The sequence below is a fragment of the Rhodococcus sp. YH3-3 genome (assembly GCF_001653035.1).
Taxonomy (GTDB): domain Bacteria; phylum Actinomycetota; class Actinomycetes; order Mycobacteriales; family Mycobacteriaceae; genus Rhodococcus_F; species Rhodococcus_F qingshengii.
In genome coordinates, this window is the sequence record NZ_BCWH01000002.1 from 2,204,541 (window position 1) to 2,226,013 (window position 21,473).

19 protein-coding genes are annotated in these 21,473 nt (G+C 63.4%); 9 read left to right on the forward strand and 10 right to left on the reverse strand.

Annotated features, from left to right (window positions below; all coding sequences use genetic code 11):
• From YH3_RS23230 to proB, 5 genes are all read left to right on the forward strand, one after another.
• A partial coding sequence (locus YH3_RS23230; protein ID WP_238592685.1) for an Rne/Rng family ribonuclease occupies positions 1–2,315 on the forward strand: 2,315 nt, incomplete at its 5' end.
• A gap of 319 nt (positions 2,316–2,634) precedes the next feature.
• A complete protein-coding gene (gene rplU / locus YH3_RS23235; RefSeq protein ID WP_003944533.1) occupies positions 2,635–2,946 on the forward strand; it encodes a 50S ribosomal protein L21 in 312 nt (103 codons plus the stop codon).
• Positions 2,947–2,988: 42 nt separating this feature from the next.
• On the forward strand, positions 2,989–3,258 hold the full coding sequence (rpmA, locus tag YH3_RS23240) for a 50S ribosomal protein L27 (RefSeq protein ID WP_003944532.1): 270 nt from the start codon (positions 2,989–2,991) through the stop codon (positions 3,256–3,258).
• A 230-nt stretch (positions 3,259–3,488) separates the two neighbouring features.
• On the forward strand, positions 3,489–4,940 hold the full coding sequence (gene obgE, locus YH3_RS23245) for a GTPase ObgE (protein ID WP_003944579.1): 1,452 nt from the start codon (positions 3,489–3,491) through the stop codon (positions 4,938–4,940).
• Positions 4,941–4,984: 44 nt separating this feature from the next.
• The gene (gene proB, locus YH3_RS23250; RefSeq protein ID WP_003944552.1) at positions 4,985–6,088 is read left to right on the forward strand and encodes a glutamate 5-kinase; all 1,104 of its coding nucleotides are present in this window, start codon (positions 4,985–4,987) and stop codon (positions 6,086–6,088) included.
• Here proB and YH3_RS23255 read toward each other — a convergent pair.
• The gene (locus YH3_RS23255; protein WP_064444107.1) at positions 6,061–6,918 is read right to left on the reverse strand and encodes an NAD-dependent protein deacetylase; all 858 of its coding nucleotides are present in this window, start codon (positions 6,916–6,918) and stop codon (positions 6,061–6,063) included. The genes proB and YH3_RS23255 overlap by 28 nt on opposite strands.
• 50 nt (positions 6,919–6,968) lie before the next feature.
• Between YH3_RS23255 and YH3_RS23260 the strand changes: the two genes are divergently transcribed.
• The gene (locus YH3_RS23260) at positions 6,969–7,490 is read left to right on the forward strand and encodes a VOC family protein (protein WP_081377472.1); all 522 of its coding nucleotides are present in this window, start codon (positions 6,969–6,971) and stop codon (positions 7,488–7,490) included.
• Between the two features lie 44 nt (positions 7,491–7,534).
• On the opposite strand, the gene YH3_RS23265 is transcribed toward YH3_RS23260, so the two are convergent.
• From YH3_RS23265 to YH3_RS23305, 9 genes are all read right to left on the reverse strand, one after another.
• Positions 7,535–8,467 (reverse strand): D-isomer specific 2-hydroxyacid dehydrogenase family protein, encoded by a 933-nt coding sequence (locus tag YH3_RS23265; RefSeq protein ID WP_007731007.1) that lies wholly within the window; start codon positions 8,465–8,467, stop codon positions 7,535–7,537.
• Between the two features lie 9 nt (positions 8,468–8,476).
• Positions 8,477–8,875: an ectoine synthase gene (locus tag YH3_RS23270; RefSeq protein ID WP_003944463.1), complete on the reverse strand. Its 399-nt coding sequence runs from the start codon at positions 8,873–8,875 to the stop codon at positions 8,477–8,479.
• A 15-nt stretch (positions 8,876–8,890) separates the two neighbouring features.
• Complete coding sequence (ectB, locus tag YH3_RS23275) at positions 8,891–10,153, reverse strand: diaminobutyrate--2-oxoglutarate transaminase (RefSeq protein ID WP_064444108.1); 1,263 nt, start codon at positions 10,151–10,153, stop codon at positions 8,891–8,893.
• A 48-nt stretch (positions 10,154–10,201) separates the two neighbouring features.
• A complete protein-coding gene (gene ectA / locus YH3_RS23280) occupies positions 10,202–10,717 on the reverse strand; it encodes a diaminobutyrate acetyltransferase (RefSeq protein WP_003944572.1) in 516 nt (171 codons plus the stop codon).
• A 160-nt stretch (positions 10,718–10,877) separates the two neighbouring features.
• Complete coding sequence (locus YH3_RS23285; RefSeq protein ID WP_030536630.1) at positions 10,878–12,977, reverse strand: DEAD/DEAH box helicase; 2,100 nt, start codon at positions 12,975–12,977, stop codon at positions 10,878–10,880.
• A 39-nt stretch (positions 12,978–13,016) separates the two neighbouring features.
• Positions 13,017–13,838 carry a MerR family transcriptional regulator gene (locus tag YH3_RS23290; protein ID WP_054187684.1) on the reverse strand — a complete coding sequence of 274 codons (822 nt, stop codon included), beginning with the start codon at positions 13,836–13,838 and terminating at the stop codon, positions 13,017–13,019.
• Positions 13,839–13,891: 53 nt separating this feature from the next.
• Entirely contained in the window at positions 13,892–14,773 is an 882-nt protein-coding gene (locus tag YH3_RS23295) for a ribokinase (RefSeq protein WP_064444109.1), read from the reverse strand.
• Entirely contained in the window at positions 14,770–16,212 is a 1,443-nt protein-coding gene (locus tag YH3_RS23300) for an MFS transporter (protein WP_064444110.1), read from the reverse strand. Before YH3_RS23300 ends, YH3_RS23295 begins: the two co-directional genes overlap by 4 nt.
• A 243-nt stretch (positions 16,213–16,455) precedes the next feature.
• Complete coding sequence (locus YH3_RS23305) at positions 16,456–17,559, reverse strand: NADH:flavin oxidoreductase/NADH oxidase (protein ID WP_042924054.1); 1,104 nt, start codon at positions 17,557–17,559, stop codon at positions 16,456–16,458.
• 195 nt (positions 17,560–17,754) lie between these two features.
• Between YH3_RS23305 and YH3_RS23310 the strand changes: the two genes are divergently transcribed.
• From YH3_RS23310 to YH3_RS23320, 3 genes are read left to right on the forward strand one after another with little or no spacing between them, the layout of a single operon-like run.
• Positions 17,755–19,041: a glutamate-5-semialdehyde dehydrogenase gene (locus YH3_RS23310; RefSeq protein ID WP_058039397.1), complete on the forward strand. Its 1,287-nt coding sequence runs from the start codon at positions 17,755–17,757 to the stop codon at positions 19,039–19,041.
• A gap of 40 nt (positions 19,042–19,081) precedes the next feature.
• Positions 19,082–19,993 (forward strand): MoxR family ATPase, encoded by a 912-nt coding sequence (locus tag YH3_RS23315; RefSeq protein WP_003944506.1) that lies wholly within the window; start codon positions 19,082–19,084, stop codon positions 19,991–19,993.
• Between the two features lie 8 nt (positions 19,994–20,001).
• On the forward strand, positions 20,002–21,465 hold the full coding sequence (locus tag YH3_RS23320) for a VWA domain-containing protein (protein ID WP_007731020.1): 1,464 nt from the start codon (positions 20,002–20,004) through the stop codon (positions 21,463–21,465).
• Positions 21,466–21,473 lie beyond the last annotated feature (8 nt).

Sequence of the window (21,473 nt, forward strand, 5' to 3'; positions counted from 1 at the left end):
ACGCTGCCGGCGAAGAATCCGGTGATAAGTCCGAGTCCACCGCTGATGCGGATTCCGAGAATGCCGACGATTCCGATCTCGATGCCGACGGATCGAGCCGCCGTCGCCGTCGTCGTCGTCGTCGCAAGACCGGCACCGACGGCGCCACCGACGCGACTGCGACGTCCGAGGACGATCCGCCGAACACCGTCGTTCACGAGCGCGAGCCGCGCAACAAGACCCGCGTCAAGGACGAGGTCCAGGGCATCAGTGGTTCGACACGTCTGGAAGCGAAGCGTCAGCGTCGCCGCGACGGTCGTGACGCCGGTCGTCGTCGTCCGCCGATTCTGACCGAGTCGGAGTTCCTCGCGCGTCGTGAGGCCGTCGATCGCGTCATGGTCGTGCGCGATCGGGCAGACAGCGGTCAGCCGCATGCGACTACACAGGTAGCAGTCCTCGAAGACGGAGTGCTGGTCGAGCACTTCGTCACCAACTCGGCGTCCGCGTCGATGGTCGGCAACGTGTACCTCGGACGTGTCCAGAACGTGCTCCCCAGCATGGAAGCTGCGTTCATCGACATCGGACGTGGCCGCAACGGTGTTCTCTACGCCGGTGAGGTCAACTGGGAGGCTGCCGGTCTCGGTGGCAACTCGCGCAAGATCGAGCAGGCTCTCAAGCCTGGCGATCAGGTGCTCGTTCAGGTCAGCAAGGATCCGGTCGGCCACAAGGGTGCTCGACTGACGACACAGATTTCGCTTGCCGGTCGTTTCCTCGTCTACGTGCCTGGTGGTACGTCCACGGGTATCAGCCGCAAGCTTCCGGACACCGAGCGCAAGCGTCTCAAGGAAATCTTGCGCGACATCGTGCCCGCCGACGCGGGCGTGATCATTCGCACGGCGTCCGAGGGGGTCAGCGAAGAAGAGTTGGCGCGCGACGTGACTCGTCTGCAGGCTCAGTGGGCCGGCATCGAGGAGCAGGCCGCGGCTGCGGACACCGGCAAGTCCGGCAACCCGCAGGCGTTGTACGAAGAGCCTGACATGCTGGTCAAGGTCATTCGTGATCTGTTCAACGAGGACTTCTCCAAGCTGGTCATCGAGGGCGAGAAGGCGCACACGACGGTCGAGAACTACATCAACTCCGTTGCGCCCGACCTGCTTCCGCGGCTCGAGAAGTACACGCCGAACAACGGTATCGACGTCTTCGCGGCTCGCCGTATCGACGAGCAGTTGGCCAAGGCACTCGATCGCAAGGTGTGGCTGCCGTCCGGCGGCACCCTGGTGATCGACCGCACCGAGGCCATGACCGTCGTCGACGTCAACACCGGCAAGTTCACCGGAGCCGGCGGAAACCTCGAAGAGACCGTCACCCGTAACAACCTCGAAGCGGCCGAGGAGATCGTTCGCCAGATGCGCCTGCGGGACATCGGCGGAATGATCGTCGTCGACTTCATCGACATGGTTCTCGAATCGAACCGGGACCTGGTCCTGCGTCGGCTCACCGAATGCCTGGGTCGCGATCGCACGCGCCATCAGGTGTCGGAGGTCACGTCACTCGGGCTCGTGCAGATGACGCGCAAGAAGTTGGGCACCGGATTGGTCGAGGCCTTCTCGACCACCTGTGAGCACTGCCACGGCCGCGGCATCATCGTCCATTCCGAGCCCGTCGAGGTGAAGTCCTCGGACGACGGAGGATCGCGTTCGGGCTCGCAGCGCAGTGATTCCGGTACCTCGCGCAAGAACAAGCGTGGCCGCGGAGACAAGTCGGCTTCGACCGAGTCCAACGGACAGGAAGCTCCGGCGCCGGAGGTTCCGGCCGTCGACGCGACGGTCAAGCGGGCTCATCCGGTGGCATTGGCGATGGCCTCGCATCACCACGACGACGACGAGACCGTCGCGGCCGACTCGACCGAGTCTGATTCCGCCGGTGTGTCTTCGGGGGACGATGCATCCAAAAGTGCCGATCGGCAACAAGATCGGCCGATCGATACTCCTGCTGCTGCTGAGCACCATGACGTTCCTGTTGTGGACTCTGCTGCGGAAGAAGTATCCGCAGTGGACAACGAGTCGGCCGCAGCTTCGACCGAAGCAGCTCCGCGCGGTCGTCGGCGTAGTCGCCGGGCGTCGCGGGCAGCGTCGGCACCGGTTGCCGAGGCAGCTCCCGAGGTGGGCACGGTCTTCGTGATTCCGACTCCGGAACCCGTGGTGGACGCGGTCGCGGAAAACGTTCCGGCTCCGGCCACCGAAGTTCCGGCCGAGGAAGAAGTTGTCGTCGTCAAGAGACCCCGTCGCAGGCGTGCAGCAGCACGTCCCGCAGGTCCTCCGGTAGACGGAGAGTAAGAACTACTGGCTTTCGGTCGGTTGGATGACTTCGCGATGAGCGAGGACATCCAACCGCTATCCGAAGTTTCAGCTGGTAGAAGCAGTACAGAGTAGTAAGCACCACCCCTCGGCGGGGCGGTTTGACCCTGACGGTTGCTTTCCCGTAACCTTGGAGGGTCGCCACCCGGCGGTAGAGATTCCGTGTGCCTAGAGTGCGCGTGAATGTCCCGGTACGTCAGTGCCGAGCCGAGGTGACATAAACCAGACCAGTCGCGATGCATTTGAAGCCTCAGGCAGCAGCGCGAGCAAGTTCGAAGAAGCAAGGGGTAGCCCTCCGATGGCAACGTACGCGATCGTCAAGACCGGCGGAAAGCAGTACAAGGTCGCTGTTGGTGACCTCGTCAAGGTCGAGAAGATCGAGGGTGAGCCCGGCACTGCTGTCTCGCTTGCTCCCGTTCTCGTGGTCGACGGATCTGACCTGACCACCGACGCGGCCAAGCTGGCCAAGGTCGCAGTCACCAGTGAGATCGTCGAGCACACCAAGGGCCCGAAGATCCGCATCCACAAGTTCAAGAACAAGACCGGTTACCACAAGCGTCAGGGCCACAGGCAGCCGATCACGGTGCTCAAGGTCACGGGCATCAAGTAACCAGTTCTTTCTAGCTAATTTCACCCGAGGAGGGTCAATAGCATGGCACATAAGAAGGGTGCATCCAGCTCCCGTAACGGTCGCGATTCAAACGCCCAGCGCCTCGGCGTGAAGCGCTTCGGCGGCCAGTCGGTCAGCGCAGGCGAAATCCTGGTTCGCCAGCGCGGCACGCACTTCCACCCCGGCGTCAACGTCGGCCGTGGCGGCGACGACACCCTGTTCGCTCTCGCTGCCGGTGCAGTCGAGTTCGGCCAGAAGCGTGGACGCAAGACCGTGAACATCGTTCCGGCCGTCGTTGCGGCTGAGGTCTAGTCTTTCTCGCTAGTTGTGCGTCATCGGTTCTACTTCGGTAAGCCGGTTCTGCTTTCGGTAAGAGAGTGACGCGTTCCAAGCTCCCGATAGGGGCGGACCAGGGTTGAAATAACCCGGTCCGCCCCTATCGTTTGTTTAGCAGTACCCGTTTTGCCCCGAGCAACCCTGCTCACCAGAAGTTCAGCTCATCGCGTGAGACCCGCAATTGACTGAGGAAGGATCCGGCAGTCATGTCCCGATTCATTGACCGTGTTGTGCTGCACGTCAGCGCTGGAAAAGGCGGCAATGGTTGCGCCTCCGTACACCGCGAGAAGTTCAAACCGCTCGGCGGTCCGGACGGTGCCAACGGAGGTCGCGGTGGCGACGTCATCCTCGTGGTCGACGAGAACATCCACACCCTCCTCGACTTTCACTTCCATCCCAACGCGAAGGCGACCAACGGCAAGCAGGGCGCCGGCAGCAACCGCGAGGGTGCAAACGGTGAAGACCTCATCCTCAAGGTTCCGGATGGAACTGTGGTTCTCGATACCGACGGCAACGTGCTTGCCGACCTCGTGGGAGTCGGTTCGCGCTTCGACGCCGCTCAGGGCGGCCGCGGCGGACTCGGCAACGCAGCGCTGGCGTCGAAAGCCCGCAAGGCTCCCGGTTTCGCACTCCTCGGTGAGGACGGTGTCGAGCGTGACCTGGTTCTCGAACTCAAGTCGGTAGCCGACGTCGGTCTGCTCGGATTTCCCTCTGCCGGTAAGTCTTCGCTGGTGTCCGTTCTCTCTGCGGCCAAGCCGAAGATCGCCGACTACCCCTTCACCACTCTGGTCCCCAACCTCGGCGTCGTCTCGAGCGGTGACACCACCTTCACCGTCGCCGACGTGCCCGGGCTGATCCCCGGTGCAAGCGAAGGCCGCGGTTTGGGCCTGGACTTCCTGCGCCACATCGAACGCTGCGCCGTATTGGCGCACGTGATCGACTGCGCCACCCTCGATCCGGGACGTGACCCGATATCCGACATCGACGCCCTGGAAGCAGAGCTGGCCGCGTACACGCCCGCGCTCTCCGGCGACTCGGGACTCGGTGACCTCGACAAGCGCCCGCGCGTCGTCATCCTCAACAAGACCGACGTTCCCGAGGCCGCCGAATTGGCCGAAATGGTCACGCCTGAGATCGAAGCTCGCGGATGGCCGGTCTTTACCATCTCAGCGGTGAGCCGAGAAGGATTGCGACCGTTGACATTCGCGCTGGCGAAGATGGTCCGCGACTACCGCGAAGCTCATCCGAAGCCCGAGCCGAAGCGCCAGGTCATTCGCCCGGTCAAGGTCAAGGATTCCAGCTTCACCATCGAGAAGGATCCCGATATTCCCGGTGGGTTCGTCGTCCGAGGCACCCGCCCGGAGCGGTGGATTCGTCAGACCGCCTTCGACAACGACGAGGCCGTTGGTTACCTCGCCGACCGTCTTGCTCGATTGGGCGTCGAGGACGCATTGGTCAAGAAGGGCGCTCAGCCAGGAGCTTCCGTCACCATCGGTGACGTCAGCTTCGAGTGGGAGCCGATGACGCCGGCCGGTATCGATCTGACCCGCACGGGCCGTGGAACCGACCCGCGTCTCGATCAGGTGGAGCGCATCGGCGCCGACGAGCGCAAGCACGCGCGTCGTGTCCGCCGCGGCTTGCTCGACGAAGACGCCTGACCCACGCGATTTCAGGACGAAAACCGAAGAGAGGGAACGGGACTGTGCTCGGGTCCACCAGGGAGTCGATAGCGTCGGCTCACAGTATCGTCGTGAAGATCGGGTCGTCTGCGCTCACCAGTCTGGTGGCGGGACTCGATACTCACCGACTCGATCTGTTGGCCGATGCCATCGAGGCTCGCATGCGTGCGGGTTCCGATGTCGTCGTTGTCTCGTCCGGTGCCGTCGGCGCCGGACTGGCGCCGCTGGGACTGACCAAGCGACCGCGGGATCTCGCGACCAAGCAGGCTGCGGCCAGCGTCGGTCAGTTGGCTCTGGCTCACGCCTGGGGTACGTCGTTCGCCCGTTACGGGCGTACCGTCGGGCAGGTTCTACTCACGGCTGACGACATCGCTCGACGGACGCAGCACCGCAACGCCCAACGGACACTCGATCGTCTACGGGCATTGCACGCGGTGGCGATCGTGAACGAGAACGACACCGTTGCCACCACCGAACTTCGATTCGGTGACAACGATCGGCTGGCTGCACTGGTTGCTCATCTGGTCGGCGCCGACGCGTTGATCCTGTTGTCGGATGTGGACGGACTGTACGACGGGGATCCCCGAAAGGGCGATGCCACACTGATTCCCGAGGTCAACAGTCCCGAGGATCTCGACGGTGTGGTTGCCGGTTCGGGTGGCGCCCTCGGTACCGGAGGCATGGCGTCGAAGCTCTCAGCAGCACGCCTGGCCGCTGATTCCGGCGTGCCGGTTCTGCTCGCGGCAGCATCGGACGCTGCGCAGGCACTCAGTGGTGCCGATGTCGGAACGGCATTTGCGCCCCGGCCGACGCGATTGTCGGCCCGCCGATTCTGGGTTCGTCACGCCGCTGACACATCGGGTGACCTCCACCTCGACGAAGGCGCCGTCCGCGCGGTCGTGTCCAAGCGTCGAAGCCTGCTGTCCGCTGGCATCGTCGGTGTATCCGGTGACTTCCACGCCGGCGACGTCGTGTCCCTGATGGGGCCGGGGGAGAAGCCCGTCGCCCGGGGTGTCGTTGCGTTCGACGCTGCGGAGATCGAGGAGATCCTGGGGCGCTCCACCACCGATCTACCGGCCGACATGCAGCGTCCTGTGGTTCACGCGGACGACTTGGTGGCGCTGTAGCATTCGTGCTCGACGAGGGCGGAAAGTGCTTCAGCGCAACCGACTTCGAGCTTGAGGTCGGCGAATTCGTCGCCGCGAGTCGTGCCTCGATTGACGATGGCGATCGGCTTCCCGGTCTTGGCGGCATGCCGGACGAAACGTAGGCCGGACATCACGGTCAACGACGACCCGGCTACCAACAGTGCGTCGGATTGGTCGACGAGGCTGTACGCACGGGCGACGCGTTCCTTGGGGACGGATTCGCCGAAGTAGACGATGTCCGGTTTGAGTAAGCCACCGCACACGGCGCAATCCACGACGCGAAAGTGTGCGGTGGATTCGATCACGGCATCTGCGTCGGGTGCGATTTCGACTCCTGTTGCAGCAGCGACTGTTTCGGCGAATCCAGGATTGGCTTCTTCCAGTCTCTCCGCGAGAGTGGTACGGGAGATCAGCCGCTGGCAGCTCAGGCATCGAACCTGCGCGTAGGTGCCGTGGAGGTCGATGACGTTTCGCGCGCCGGCCTTGGTGTGCAGTAGGTCGACGTTCTGGGTGATCACGCCGACGGCTCGCCCTGTTCGTTCCAGTGCCGCGACGGCCCGGTGGCCCTGGTTGGGGCGGGAGCTGTCCATGTATCGCCAGCCGATGTGGTTGCGCGCCCAGTAGTGCCGCCGAAACGCCGGATCGCCGATGAACTGCTGGAACGTCATCGGATTGCGCGGGGGTGAATCAGGTCCGCGGTAGTCCGGGATTCCGGAGTCGGTGGAGATGCCGGCGCCTGTCAGAACTGCCAGGCGACGGCCGGCCAGGAGCTCGGGGAGGGCGTCGAGGCGGCTGTTGTCGGTAGGCACCGTTCCAGGATAGGCGCGTGTGCGAGACGGAGGCGCGGAGGAAGTCCGAAATGTTCAATAGAACACGTGTGCGATCGCCAATACTCGTACACATGAACACAGTGAACCCGATCCCTGCTGGTTACCGCACGATCACTCCCTACCTTGCGGTGCCGGACGGCCATGCCGCACTCGACTACTACAAACGAGCACTTGGAGCTGAGATAGTCGATGCGATGAACGCACCTGACGGCTCCCTCATGCATGCGGAGATCCGGATCGGCGATTCGATGCTGCAGCTTTCGCAGGAGATGCCGGACTTCGGTCTCAAATCACCGCAGGACGGCTGGGTGCATTCGTCAATCGTCGTCTACACCGAGGACACGGACGAGTTTGTCGCGCGGGCAGTCGCCGAGGGAGGCACGCTGGTCACGGCTGTGGCCGATACATTTTCGGGCGACCGGCATGGAGTGTTTCTCGATCCGTTCGGCCACAGGTGGGCAGTATGCACGAAGGTCGAGGATGTACCTGCCGAAGAGGTCGCTCGCCGGGCGCGGGCGCTCTTCTTTCCGGAGACGCAGTCGCCACAGTAATTTGTGGCAACCGTGGTCCGAGCATTCGAGCTTCGGCGGCGTGCTCAGTATCCGGCTACGGGGTCCACGAGGGCAGCCAGCGCCTCACCCTTCGCGAAGCGGGTCACGTTCTTGGAGACGTGATCCGCGAACGCGGCGGGGCGAACGCCTGGCGGATTGGAATCGTGGGGTGTGATGATCGCATTCGTCAGATCCCACAGTGGGTGACCGTCCGGGAGGGGTTCGGGATCGGTGACGTCGAGACCGGCGCCGCCGATCTGTTCCGACTCGATGGCCTCGACCAGTGCGTCGGTGTCGACCAGTGATCCGCGCGCGACATTGATCACCCAGGAATGGGGTTGCATCGCCGCCAACTGCGCACGGCCCACGAGGTGACGGGTGGCCGGGGTGGCGGGCGCAGCAATCACGAAGTGATCTGCGCGAGAATAGATTTCATCCATCCTGGATGCGGGGTACGTCGAGATCGCCCCGGGGACCGGGCTACCGGAACGATTGACTGCGATGCTGTCCGCCCCCTGCGCGGCCAGCATCGGAATCAGCGCGCGGCCGATACCGCCTGCGCCGATGATCGCAACCGTCGAGCCACGAAGGGTGCCGATCTTGGGAAAGAACTCGAACTGACGCCACGTTCGAGCCTCGATGTGTGCAGGCAAGTGGCGAACTCCGGCCAAGAGAAGCATGAGTGCATGCTCGGCCACCGACGCCGAAAACGCACCGGCCGCCGAGGTCCACGTGATTTCTGTGTCCTTCGGAATCACACCGGAGTCGAACCAATCCTCGATTCCCGCCGACGGAAGCTGCACCCACCTGACCGACGCCGGTAACTCCGACGGAAAGGTCTCGGGTGAGCCCGCCCAGATCAGGGCGTCCGCAGTGTCGATCGGACTGATCAGACCACCGCCCCGAAGCACCGCGCTGTCGAGCAGTGCATCGGGGACGGGGCCGATCGCTACGCGTGGAGAGGTGTCAGTCGCCATGACTAGACGCTACGCGGGGACCTCCACCAGTGGGTAGACACCGTTCTCGTCGTGCACCTCACGCCCGGTGACCGGCGGATTGAACACGCACAGCATGCGCATCTGCGTGTCCGGCTCGACGCGGTGACGCTCGTGGCCGTTGAGCAGGTACATCGACCCCGGTGCGAGATCGTATTCCTTGTTGTTGTCGAGGTCGATCAGCTTGCCGGTGCCCTCGACGAGCCAGACAGCCTCGACGTGGTTGGCGTAATGGAACTCGTTGACCGAACCCGCCTTGATGGTGGTCTCGTGGAACGAGAACCCGACGCGGTCGCCGCCGAGGACGATGCGCTTGCTGCGCCAGTTTCCGTCCTCACTCGTGATGTCGCGGTCGGTGTCGGTGATCTCGGTGGTGGTGCGAACGATCATGGGAGAGTCCTTCCTCTAGCTGCAGACCTTGAGTGTCGCCTCGGCCAGGATGGAGAGGCCGTGCTCGAGCTCGTCGTCGGTAATCGTCAGTACGGGAAGCAGTTTCACAACCTGGTCGGAGGGTCCGGAGGTCTCGGCGAGCAATCCCTCGTCGAATGCCAACTGGCAGACCTTGCCGGCGCGCTCGGGCTGTTCGAACACGAGGCCCTGAACCAAGCCACGCCCGCGGTGCGAGACCTCGCCGGGGAACTGATCGGAGAGGTTGGCGAAGCATTCGCTGATGCGTGCGCCCTTCTTCAACGTCGTCTTGGTGAGGGCGTCGTCGGACCAGTAGTGGTCGAGTGCCACCTTGGAGGTGACGAACGCCGGGTTGTTGCCGCGGAATGTGCCGTTGTGCTCGCCCGGTCCCCAGACGTCGAGTTCACGCTTGAACAGCGTGAGCGCCATCGGCATTCCGTAGCCGCTGATCGACTTGGACAACGTGACGATGTCGGGAACGATTCCGGCCTCTTCGAAGGAGAAGAACGGGCCGGTACGGCCGCAACCCATCTGGACGTCGTCGACGATCAACAGGATTCCGCGATCCGAGCACAGTGTTGCCAGCGCCCGAAGCCATTCGGGGCGAGCGACATTGACGCCACCTTCACCCTGCACGGTTTCGACGATCACTGCCGCGGGGCGGTTGATTCCACTGCCGGAATCATCGAGAACGCGGGAGAACCACTGGAAGTCCTCGGTGACGCCGTCGAAGTAGTTGTCGAAGGGCATCGGTGTCGTGTGCACGAGGGGGACACCGGCGCCCGCGCGCTTCATCGAGTTGCCGGTCACGGAGAGTGCACCAAGTGTCATTCCGTGAAATGCGTTGGTGAAGTTGATGACTGCCGAACGTCCGGTGACCTTGCGGGCCAGCTTCAGTGCAGCCTCGACGGTGTTCGATCCGGTCGGGCCGGGGAACTGGACCTTGTAGTCCAGGCCGCGCGGCTCGAGGATGTTGCGCTGAAAGGTCTCGAGGAATTCGCGTTTGGCGACTGTCGACATGTCGAGGCCGTGCGTGATGCCGTCGCTCATGATGTAGTCGACCAGTGCGGACTTGAGCACCGGGTTGTTGTGGCCGTAGTTGAGGGCGCCGGCACCGGCGAAGAAATCGAGGTAGTCGCGCCCGTTCTCGTCACGAATCCAGGATCCGGATGCGCTGGTGAACACTGCGGGCCAGTCACGGCAGTAGCTGCGAACCTCGGACTCGAGGGTTTCAAAAATGCTTGCTTCGTTGATATTCATATCTTCTTTGTTCCTCCGGGGCATGCTGTATGCCGAGCGCGAAGTGCGCTAGGCGCCGATCGTGTAAAGATCTTCGGCTTCGTGTCCATCGGGAAAATCGTTGGGCGAGAACAAGGTCTGCCTGGTTATCGGTACTTCGCGCCGACGTGCGAGCGCGGTGAAGAGTGCGATCGAAGCCTCGTTGTCGGGGCTGATCGTGGTCTCCAGATGTGTAACACCCAGTGGGGCAGTGCGATCCATCAAGTCGGACAGCATGCGGGCAGCAATTGCCTTGCCGCGCTGGTCTTCGTCGACCGCAACTTGCCACACGAACAGGGTTTCCTGCGCGCTGGGACGGGTATAACCGGAAACGAATCCGACTACGCGGCCGTCTACCTCCGCGACGATGGACGTCGCGCTGAAATCCCTGCACCACAACAGGTATGCATAACTCGAATTGAGGTCGAGCACCTTCGAATCACGTGCGATCTCCCAGAGCCGGACTCCGTCATCGATCTGTGGGCTTCTGAACAACACCGCGTCCGGCGCGGTGGTCGGGATAGCTCTCGTATCAACAGGCTTCATCGGTCATCTGAACGTAACAATCATTGCTGTCGAAGTCATGCAGATGTCCGTTTCGGGCCGTGTGGAACCCGTTGCGCCCCAGGTGAGGACATGAATGTGATGGTGCTCACATTATGTAACTTTTGCCGTTGTCGGAGCGACTATTTCGGGCAAAAACTCGCTATTTCGGGCTTGCGAGCGCCAACGGAAGTACAGAGTGAGCACCAGCCTGTCGAAGTGCGCGCGCGGCCATCGTGAAAGTCCAACCGGTATCGGCGATTGCGTCGACAAGAAGTATTGGTCCCTGATGGATACTCATGTCCGGGACTTCCCAAACATCGACCAGTCCGGACACGCGGTAGGCGGAGTTCGCTGCCGACACCGGAGGGTGGTCGGGTCGCAAGCGAAGGGTGCCCAGGTCGGTCAATCGCCCGACCTCGGCCAACTTGGCAGCCAGGCTCGACACCAACAAAGGATGCGTCGTGGATTCGAGGGCCATGACACCGGTGGGTCGCTCGGCCCAATTCCAGGCGGCCAGAACGCTGATACACGCGCTGACCACCGCATCGGGTACCTCGGCGTCGGGACCGTCGAAAAGCGCGCGGAGACGTTGACCCCAGCCCAGGTCCGACATCCGTCCGAGAATGCGCCCGGTTTCGGGCCCCTCGGTGATCTTCCCGGACAGCTTGACGCCCAGCTTGCTCAGGCCGGTCGGCCACATCTTGCGCGGCTCCAGGTCGAATCCGGGGCGCTGCAAGCGCGCCCGAGTCTCGTCGAGGGCGGCGGTGTCGACAGTGGTGTCGTAGCGATTGCCTGTGCAGTTGTCACAGCGACCGCACTGTGAGTTCTCCGAGGTCAGACCAGGATCGTCGAGTTGTTCACGCAGGAAGGTCATTCGACACGTCGTGATGCTCTGGTACTCGACCATTGCGGCCTGCTCGGCCTGGCGGGCGTCGTCGAGTCGGCCGTAGCGCTCGGCGTCGTACACCCAGGGTTCGCCGGTGCTGATCCACCCGCCCTTGACGCGTTTGACCGCGCCGTCGACGTCGAGGACTTTGAGGACCATCTCGAGACGCGTGCGATTGAGCTCCACCAGAGGTTCGAGTGCCGGTGTCGACGTGGCCTTTTCGGTGTCGAGGTGTTCGATGACGCTGCGGACCAGGTGCTCGCGGGGGAAGGCGACCGAGGCGAAGTAACTCCAGATCTGCTTGTCCTCGGCGCCAGGCAGGAGGATCACGTCTGCCCTGTCGGTGGAACGACCGGCGCGGCCCACCTGCTGGTAGTACGAGATCGGCGACGACGGTGCGCCGAGGTGGACGACGAACCCGAGATCAGGCTTGTCGAAGCCCATCCCGAGTGCCGAGGTGGCCACCAGAGCCTTGACGCGATTACCCAACAAGTCCTGCTCGAGAGATTCACGTTCAGTGGGATCGGTCTGGCCCGTGTAGGCGGCGACGGTATGGCCGCGCTCGGAGAGCAGGCTTGCGAGGTCGCGCGCGGCCGAAACCGTCAGCGTGTAGATGATGCCCGAACCCGGCAGCGTCTCGAGCATGTCGGCAAGCCAGGCAGCGCGCGCCGTCGCCTCCGGAATGTGGACTACAGAGAGGTGAAGCGACTCGCGTTCGAGCCCGCCGCGAAGGACGAGGGTTTCCTCACCGCCGACGCCGAGTTGGGCGGACACGTCCTCGACGACGCGGTTGTTGGCCGTCGCCGTGGTTGCGAGGACGGGAATGCCCTCGCCGAGTTCGGCGATCAAGGTCCTGATGCGGCGGTAGTCGGGACGGAAGTCGTGGCCCCAGTCGGAAACGCAGTGAGCCTCGTCGACTACGACCAGGCCGGCATCAGCTGCCAGGGCCGGGAGCACCTGATCGCGGAAGTCAGGGTTGTTCAGGCGCTCGGGGCTGACCAGAAGGACGTCGAGATCATTGGCTGCGACGCGGGCATGGATGTCGTCCCATTCGGTGACGTTGCCCGAATTGATGGTTGCGGCGCGCACTCCGGCACGTTCGGCAGAACTGACCTGGTTTCGCATCAGGGCCAACAACGGAGAGACGATGACGGTGGGGCCGTGGCCCGTTGCCCGGAGCAGCTTCGCCGAGATGAAGTAGACCGCAGATTTGCCCCAGCCGGTCCGCTGTACGACGAGCGCGCGTTTGCGCTGCACCACCAGCGCCTCGATGGCCGTCCACTGGTCCTCGCGTAGGCGGGCATCCGGCCCCGCGAGTTCGCGGAGCAGCCGCTCGGCTTCGTCGCGCATGGCTGGGGCAGTGGCGGTGGTCATGGACCCCATGGTGCACGACCCTGCCGACACGTGCGGGCTTCAGGCCTTGGCAACAGGTTCCTGCAGTTCGGTGACCCAGCCGTCGACATCCTCCGGGCACGCCAGCGTCACCTCACGGCTGGGGCCGGCATTGCGGTATCCCGCTGCGTCGATCCATTGGGCCAACGCCTGATAAGCGGGCAGGCAGTTGTCCATCGAACCCTTGTGCAGCAGCGAGGCCACGTGCTCTTCGGCCCGCAGGTCCACCACAGCGAACTCGTAGTCGCCATCGGGATTCGCGTCTACCGGTAGCGCCGCATGGACGACGACGTTCTCGTCGTCACCGGCATCCTCGTAGTAAGCGACAGCGGGTCCGATCGCGGCGATACCGGCACGATCCAAACCGGTACAAAGGCGCTCGTACAACCCGCGAACCACCGGGCCGATCGACGACGGATCCATCGTCTTGGCGCTACCGGTCAACTCCGCGACCCGCAGCGCCGGAACTGACTTGATCACAACCTCGTATGCGGACATCTGTCCCTCACTTTCGATGATCCGTAGGCGCGCCTGTACATGCGCCAGTCGCGCGGTGTCTTCCTGGATTCGGGTTTCGAGTTCTGCTCGGCGAAGCGTGAGCATCCCGCGGATCTCGTCGACGGTGACCGCTGACTCCACCACTTGCTGGACCTGGGCCAGAGTCAGGCCCAACTCCTTGAGAGCGACGATGCGGTTGAGCAGCGCCAACTGGCCCGCGGTGTACGAGCGATACCCGGTGGATGCGTCGACCCTCGCGGGTCTGAGCAGACCGATGGCGTCGTAGTGGCGGAGCATGCGCACCGACACACGACCTGCTCTCGCGAAGTCTCCGATGCTCAACATCCTTGCTCGCCCCGTTTCTCTCTCACAAACCCGATACCTACAGGTTTACGACCTCACACGGTGTCAGAGTCAAGCTGTCGGTTCAGGACTTTTTCGATCGCAGCGCGAGTGGGTGACGACACCGACGCGCCGCGGACCGTCGTCGCCAGACTTCCCGCCGTGGCAGCGAACTGCAGGGCGCGGTCCTGGCCCTGCACCCACTCCACGGCGAAGGCGCCGGTGAAAGCATCGCCTGCGCCAGTTGTATCCACGGGTGTCACGGCCGGGGAGTCGGCGTGGATTGTCTCCTCGCCCGACCGGAGATCCGCGCCGCCGGCCCCGAGCGTCGTGACGAGGTATCGGACGCGACCGGTGACCGCGGCCAACTGCTCCGACTCGGTCTGGTTGACGATCAGGATGTCGACAGACTCGATCAGGGCGCCCGGAAGGTCTTGTACCGGTGAAGGATTGAGGATGACAGTTGTTCCGTTGGCACGCGCGTGCCGGGCCGCTGTGGTGACCGTGTCGAGGGGTATTTCGAGTTGGCACAGGAGAACGTCGGCGTGTGCGATCGCGTCGAGGTCTACTTCGGACAACGAGGTGACCGAGGAATTGGCGCCCGGGACGACGATGATGTTGTTCTCCGCGTCCTCGCTCACGGTGATGGCGGCAACGCCGCTCGGGTCGTCGACACTACGAAGCAACGCGGTGTCGACCCCGGCGTCTTGCAGGGTCTCGCGCAATTGGGTGCCGAAACCGTCGTCGCCGACCGCGCCGACGAACGACACGTCCCCACCGGCCTTCGCGGCGGCGATGGCCTGGTTGCTGCCTTTGCCTCCCGCCGCGGTGGCAAAGGCAGTGCCGAGCAGCGTTTCTCCCGGAGCTGGGAATCTGGACACTGACGTGGTCAGATCCATGTTGATACTGCCGACGACGACGATTCGAGGCGTGCTCATACCTCGAGGTTATCGGCCTTCATTCTCTTTCGACGAACCTTGCGGATGATCCGACGTGCTTCCTCGTCGGTGGCGACGGAGGGCGGAGAGCCGTCGAGTGGCTTGCGTGCGGTCTCGGGGATCATCAGGACTGCGATACCGCCGATCACGGCGGCGATCATCATGTACATCGGTGCGACCAAGTTGCTGCCCGTTGCACTTTCGAGGGCGGTGAGCACCAGGGGAGTGGTCCCGCCGAAGATGGAGACCGCGAGGTTGTATCCGATTGCCAAGCCGCCGTACCTGATTCCGGTCGGAAACAGTGCGGGAAGCACGGACGGGAACACACCGACGAACAGCAGGAGCAAGCCGCCGAGAATTGCGAGTCCCAGGAAGACCGTCACGTAGTTGCCGACGCCGATCAGAAGGTAGGCAGGCAGGGACAGGACGAAGAATCCGATGAAACCGCTGAGCAGCAAGGGTTTACGCCCGACGCGGTCCGAGAACTTTCCGACGTAGCTGATTCCCATCATCATCACGATCATGACGATGATCATCAGAACGAGTCCGTGGGATTCGTCGTAACCCAACGTGTTGGTCAGATACGTCGGCATGTAGCTGAGCAGTCCGTAGTGAGCGATGTTGTACGTGGCCACCAGGACGATGCACAGAACAAGCGGACGCCAGTTGTCGACGAGAGTTTCGCGTAGTTTCTTGCCTGTGGATTCATCTGCGAGGGAGCGCTCTTCGGCCTGCTCCATCATCTGGAATGCGGGGGTTTCCTCCAAACGCAGACGGAGGTACAGGCCGATGAGACCCAGAGGTCCGGCAATGAGGAAGGGGATGCGCCAGCCCCACTGGAGTAGGTCCTCGGAACTGACGACGGTCTGGATGATCGTCACGATGCCCGCTGCCGCCACATATCCTGCCAGAGTCCCGAATTCGAGGAAGCTGGCGAAGAAACCGCGGCGCTTGTCCGGTGCGTATTCGGCGACGAACGTACTGGCTCCGCCGTATTCGCCGCCGGTGGAAAAGCCCTGCAGTAGGCGTAGGAGTACCAGCAGGATCGGGGCGGCGATACCGATGGATTCGTAGCTCGGGATGAGGCCGATGGCGAAGGTGCTGCCCGCCATCAGAATGATGGTGGTGGCCAGGACTTTCTTGCGTCCGATGCGGTCACCGAGTGGACCGAAGAACAATCCGCCGAGTGGGCGGACGATGAAGGCTGCCGCAAAAATTGCAAAGGTAGAGAGGAGTTGAGCGCTGCCGCTCGCGTCCGGGAAGAACACTTTTCCTATAGTGGTAGCTAGATATGCGTAAACGCCGAAATCGAACCACTCCATGGCATTTCCGAGCATCGTTGCCTTGACAGCGCGCTTGACGGACGCATTGTCGGTGACGCAGACATCGGGTGATTCGGCCACTTCGAGAGCGCTTATCGAGTTCTCTGGTGTAGTCATGACATGCGCTCCCCAGCGCAATCATCGAACCGAGCGGGGCACGTACCTGATGCACGCATCTTTTCGTTGCCCACTCGCCGATGAGCCGGTCGGGAAATCGAGCGTCCGCGTGCCCTGTGGCTCGTTGCGACCCCCGTCGCACGGCTCTGGCCCGCGGCAGTGTCCGGAGCCCACAGGGCTCCGGACTACCGGCAAGTAAGACGCTTACGCTATCAAAGTTGTGCGCGGGAGCCGATTTTCGGGCTAGAAGGCGCGGGCGTACTGCGACGGGATATGCGGTCCTACCTCGGCGTTCAGTTCACGGGCCGCCCGGCGCGCCCAGTAGGGATCACGCAACAGTTCGCGGCCGAGGAGCACCGCCACTGCGCTTCCGTCTTCGACGATCTTCTCGGCCTGTTCGGGTTCGGTGATGAGGCCGACGGCGGCGGCCGGTAGCAGGCTCTCGTTCTGCAGGCGACGGGCGAACGGAACCTGGTATCCCGGCTCCACCGGAATCTTGGCCGCCGGTGAATTACCGCCGGTGGACACGTCGACGAGATCGACGCCGTAGTCGGAGAGGATGTTGGCGAGGGCAACGGTCTGATCCGCGGTCCAGCTGTCGACCTCGAGCCCACGCTCTTCCGTCAGCCAATCGGTCGCCGAGACCCGGACGAAGAGCGGTAGCTCGGCCGGCCACACCTCGCGGACTGCGCTCAGGATTTCGAGGAGCAATCGGATGCGGTTCTCGAAGCTGCCTCCGTAGCGGTCCGTTCGCTTGTTGCTCTCGGGGGAGAGGAACTGATGGATCAGGTATCCGTGGGCCGCGTGAATTTCCACGACCTTGAATTCGGCCTTCAATGCGCGGGTAGCCGCCGCTGCGAAGTCCGCGACGACCTTCTCGATGCCCTCCGTGGTGAGCTCGACCGGATCGGCAAGGTGACCGAACGGAACCGCGCTCGGGGCAACCGTCTGCCACGAGAGTCGGTCGTCGGCGGGCAGACTCTTGCCGCCGCGCCACGGAACCTGCGTCGACGCTTTGCGTCCGGCGTGGGCCAGCTGAATTCCGGGCACTGCGCCGAAGTACGCGAGTTGCGCGTTGATCTCGGCGAAGGCTTGCGCCTGCGTGTCGTTCCAGATCCCCAGATCAGCTGCCGATATGCGGCCTTCGGGATTGACGGCCGTCGCCTCGGTGAGAATCAGGCCGGTGCCGCCGATTGCACGGCTCACCAGATGCGTGCGATGCCACTCGTTGGGCACTCCGACCTGGTCGCCGATGACGTCAGCGGAGTACTGGCACATCGGTGCCATCCAGACGCGGTTCGGGATGGTGACGCCGCGCAGGGTCAAAGGCTCGAACAACACACTCACGGATGGCTCCTGACTCGAAGAAGAAGGTCGGTGGGTGCAACAGTGTCGCGCGCCGGAATTGTTCCCCGGCGGTCCGCCGAAATGTTCGCAGGCGGTCCGCCGAAATGTTCGCAGGCGGTCCGTCGGAATGGTCCCGGGTGGTCACAGCCTCGTTCCGCCGAGCAGGCCGTCACGGTGGGTGGTTAATGTGTATTCATGACCGCTGTGACTTCCAACGCAGAAACCGTCGACTCGAACGCGTCCGACACCAAGTCCGTCGTGCACGACGCCGCACGCCGAGCCCGCAAGGCTTCGCGCGTCCTGGCTCTGCTGACCACCGCGCAGAAGGATGCTGCGCTCAACGCCGCAGCCGACGCGGTACTCGCGGCAAGTGATCGGATTCTCGCGGCCAACGCTCTCGATATCGACACCGCGAAGGCGGGCGGCACCGAGGAATCGCTGCTCGACCGTCTTCGTCTGACCGCTGACCGGATCGAGGGCATCGCGTCGGGTTTGCGTCAGGTTGCCGGACTACCCGATCCGATCGGCGAAGTTCTTCGCGGCTCCACTCTGCCTAACGGTCTGGAACTACGGCAGCAGCGCGTTCCGCTCGGTGTCGTCGGCATGGTGTACGAGGCTCGTCCCAACGTGACCGTCGATGCCTTCGGGCTCACCCTCAAATCGGGAAATGCTGCGCTGCTTCGTGGTTCGTCCTCGGCGGTCAAGTCCAACGAAGCGTTGGTGGCGGCTCTGCGTGCGTCGTTGGTTGATCAGGGACTGCCCGAGGATTCCGTTCAACTTCTGCCGAGTGCGGATCGCTCCACGGTCACTCATTTGATTCAGGCCCGTGGCCTCGTCGACGTCGTCATCCCGCGCGGTGGCGCCGGCCTCATCAGCGCCGTCGTGCGTGATGCCACCGTGCCCACCATCGAGACCGGTGTCGGTAATTGCCACGTCTATGTTCACTCGGCCGCCGATCTACTGATGGCCGAGAAGATTCTTCTCAACTCCAAAACCCGTCGGCCCAGTGTGTGCAACACGGCAGAGACGGTGCTGGTCGACGCCGCTATTGCCGAGACGGCCGTGCCGAAGCTGCTCCAAGCGCTCCAGATGCACGACGTCGTCGTGCACGGTGATCTGCCGGGACTGGTTCCCGCGACCGAGGACGACTGGTCGAAGGAATACCTCACCCTCGACGTCGCCCTCAAGGTCGTCAAGGACTTGGACGCTGCCGTCGAGCACATCGACCAGTACGGGACCGGCCACACCGAAGCCATCGTGACGTCCGATCTCTCGGCTGCCCGCGAGTTCACCGCTCGAGTCGACGCTGCGGCAGTGATGGTCAATGCGTCGACTGCCTTCACCGACGGTGAGCAGTTCGGGTTCGGCGCCGAGATCGGCATCTCCACCCAGAAACTGCATGCGCGTGGCCCCATGGGGCTACCGGAACTGACGTCCACCAAGTGGATCGTCTGGGGCGACGGGCACACCCGACCCGCCTGAAAAGTTCACCAGACTTGCCCCACCTCTCAAGGAGTTAACCGTGGACCGAGCACTTCCCGACACGACGCCGTTCTTCTCGACCGTCGACGACGTGATCGAACGGCTGGCCGAAACCGGCTATCTGTCCGACAAGGCCACCGCGACGGCAGTCTTCCTGGCCGATCGTCTGGGCAAGCCGCTGCTCATCGAGGGCCCGGCCGGTGTCGGAAAGACGGAACTCGCCCGCGCAGTCGCCCAGACCACGGGCGCAGAACTGGTGCGTCTGCAGTGCTACGAGGGCGTCGACGAGGCTCGTGCACTCTACGAGTGGAACCACGCGAAGCAGATTCTTCGGATTCAGTCGGGCGGGGCGAGCGGAGCGAGGGGTGATGTCGCGGTCGACCACAGCTGGGATTCGACGAAGGCGGATGTCTTCTCGGAGGAGTTCCTGCTCGCACGTCCACTGCTCAAGGCCATTCGCCGCGAGGACCCGACGGTGCTGTTGATCGACGAGACGGACAAGGCAGACGTCGAGATCGAAGGTCTGCTCCTCGAAGTGCTCAGCGACTTCGCGGTCACGATCCCCGAGCTCGGAACCATTACCGCCACCCGCAAGCCGTTCACGGTGTTGACCTCGAATGCCACTCGCGAACTCTCGGAGGCTCTGAAGCGTCGTTGCCTCTTCCTGCATCTCGACTTCCCGGACGCCGACCTCGAGCGTCGCATCCTCGCAAGCCGTGTGCCGGAGCTTCCTGAAGCGATTGCCGAGCAGCTGGTCAACACCATTCGTGTTCTTCGCGGAATGCAGCTCAAGAAGGTCCCTTCGGTATCCGAGACCATCGACTGGGGACGCACCCTTCTTGCTCTGGGCATGGACACTCTCGACGACGATGCCGTTCGCGCCACGCTCGGCGTGATCCTCAAGCACCAGTCGGACCAGGTGCGTGCCGCCGCTGAACTTCGGCTGAACTGAGGTCTGACATGGCTCCCGCAGCATCGACGTCGCCGCTCTCACCTGGCGGCCTGGCAGCGCCGCACGGGATTCCCGGTCACCTCGTCGATTTTGTCGAGGCTTTGCGACGACGCGGAATCATGGTCGGCCCGTCCGAGACAGTCGACGCCGGTCAGGTCATGTCTGTTCTCGACCTGCTCGATCGTGAAGCGCTTCGTGAAGGGCTGGCATGCTCGCTCCTGCGCAGGCCGACCCACCGGGCGACGTTCGACGCCGTCTTCGACCTGTGGTTCCCCAAGGCGATCGGTGACCGTGCGGTCGGCGACGTCGACGTCACACTGCCGCGCAAGCCAGACGGCTCGATCGACCTGCAGGCCTTGCGTGAGCTCATTGCCGAACTGCTGACAGACGGCAGTGACGAGGCGATGGAGATGACCGAACTCCTGACCGCCGCGATGGTCGAGGAACTCGGGCAGTACCAGTCGAGTAACGGCCCGTCGTTCTCCGCCTATCAGGCGCTGCGTGACGTCGCCCCGGAGACGTTGCTCAACAAGATCCTGCAGGGCCTGCTCGGCAACCAGGAGGGTTCCGGGTCAGAGGGCAAGGACAACTCCGACTATCAGTCCGAGGTCGCCAAGCGCACGGCAGCGCAGCGCATCGCGGACTTCCGCAAGATGGTCGAGAAGGAAACGCGTCGACGCACAGCCGAGAATTTGGGCAAGGAGCGGGTCGCCACGTACGGCGTTCCGAAACTCGCCGAGGAAGTCGACTTCTTGCGAGCGTCCGATGCCGAACTCACCACGCTGAAGAAGAACGTCGCACCCCTGGCTCGCTTGTTGGCCAGTCGTCTCGCCGTGCGTCGCAGCCGCTCTCGCGCGGGTTCGATCGACCTACGTCGTACGTTGCGCAAGTCCATGTCGACGGGCGGAGTGCCGATCGATCTGGTGCAGCGCAAGCCGAAGCGGGCGCGGCCCGAACTTGTGGTGATGTGTGACGTATCCGGCTCGGTGGCGGGGTTCAGCCATTTCACTCTGCTGCTCGTGAACGCTTTGCGTGAGCAGTTCTCGCGCGTGCGGGTGTTCGCGTTCATCGACACGACCGACGAGGTCACGCGGTTCTTCGACTCGAACGCAGACCTCGGATCAGCGATGTCACGGATGGTGCGTGAGGCCGAACTGATCACCTACGACGGCCACTCAGACTACGGACACGCCTTCGGAGTGTTCCAGGAGAAGTTCGCGCAGTCGATCACCAGTCGCACGTCGCTACTGGTACTCGGCGACGGTCGCAACAACTACCGCGATCCCAACCTTCAGTCGCTGTCGCAGATGGTGGCAGTAGCCAAGCACGCGCACTGGCTCAACCCCGAGCCGAAGGGGCAATGGGGAACGGGTGACTCCGCGGCGAAGGTCTACAACGAGGTCATCAGCATGCACGAGTGCCGCTCGGCCCAGCAGCTTGCCGACGTCGTGTCCCGTCTGCTGCCGGTCTGACCCGTAAG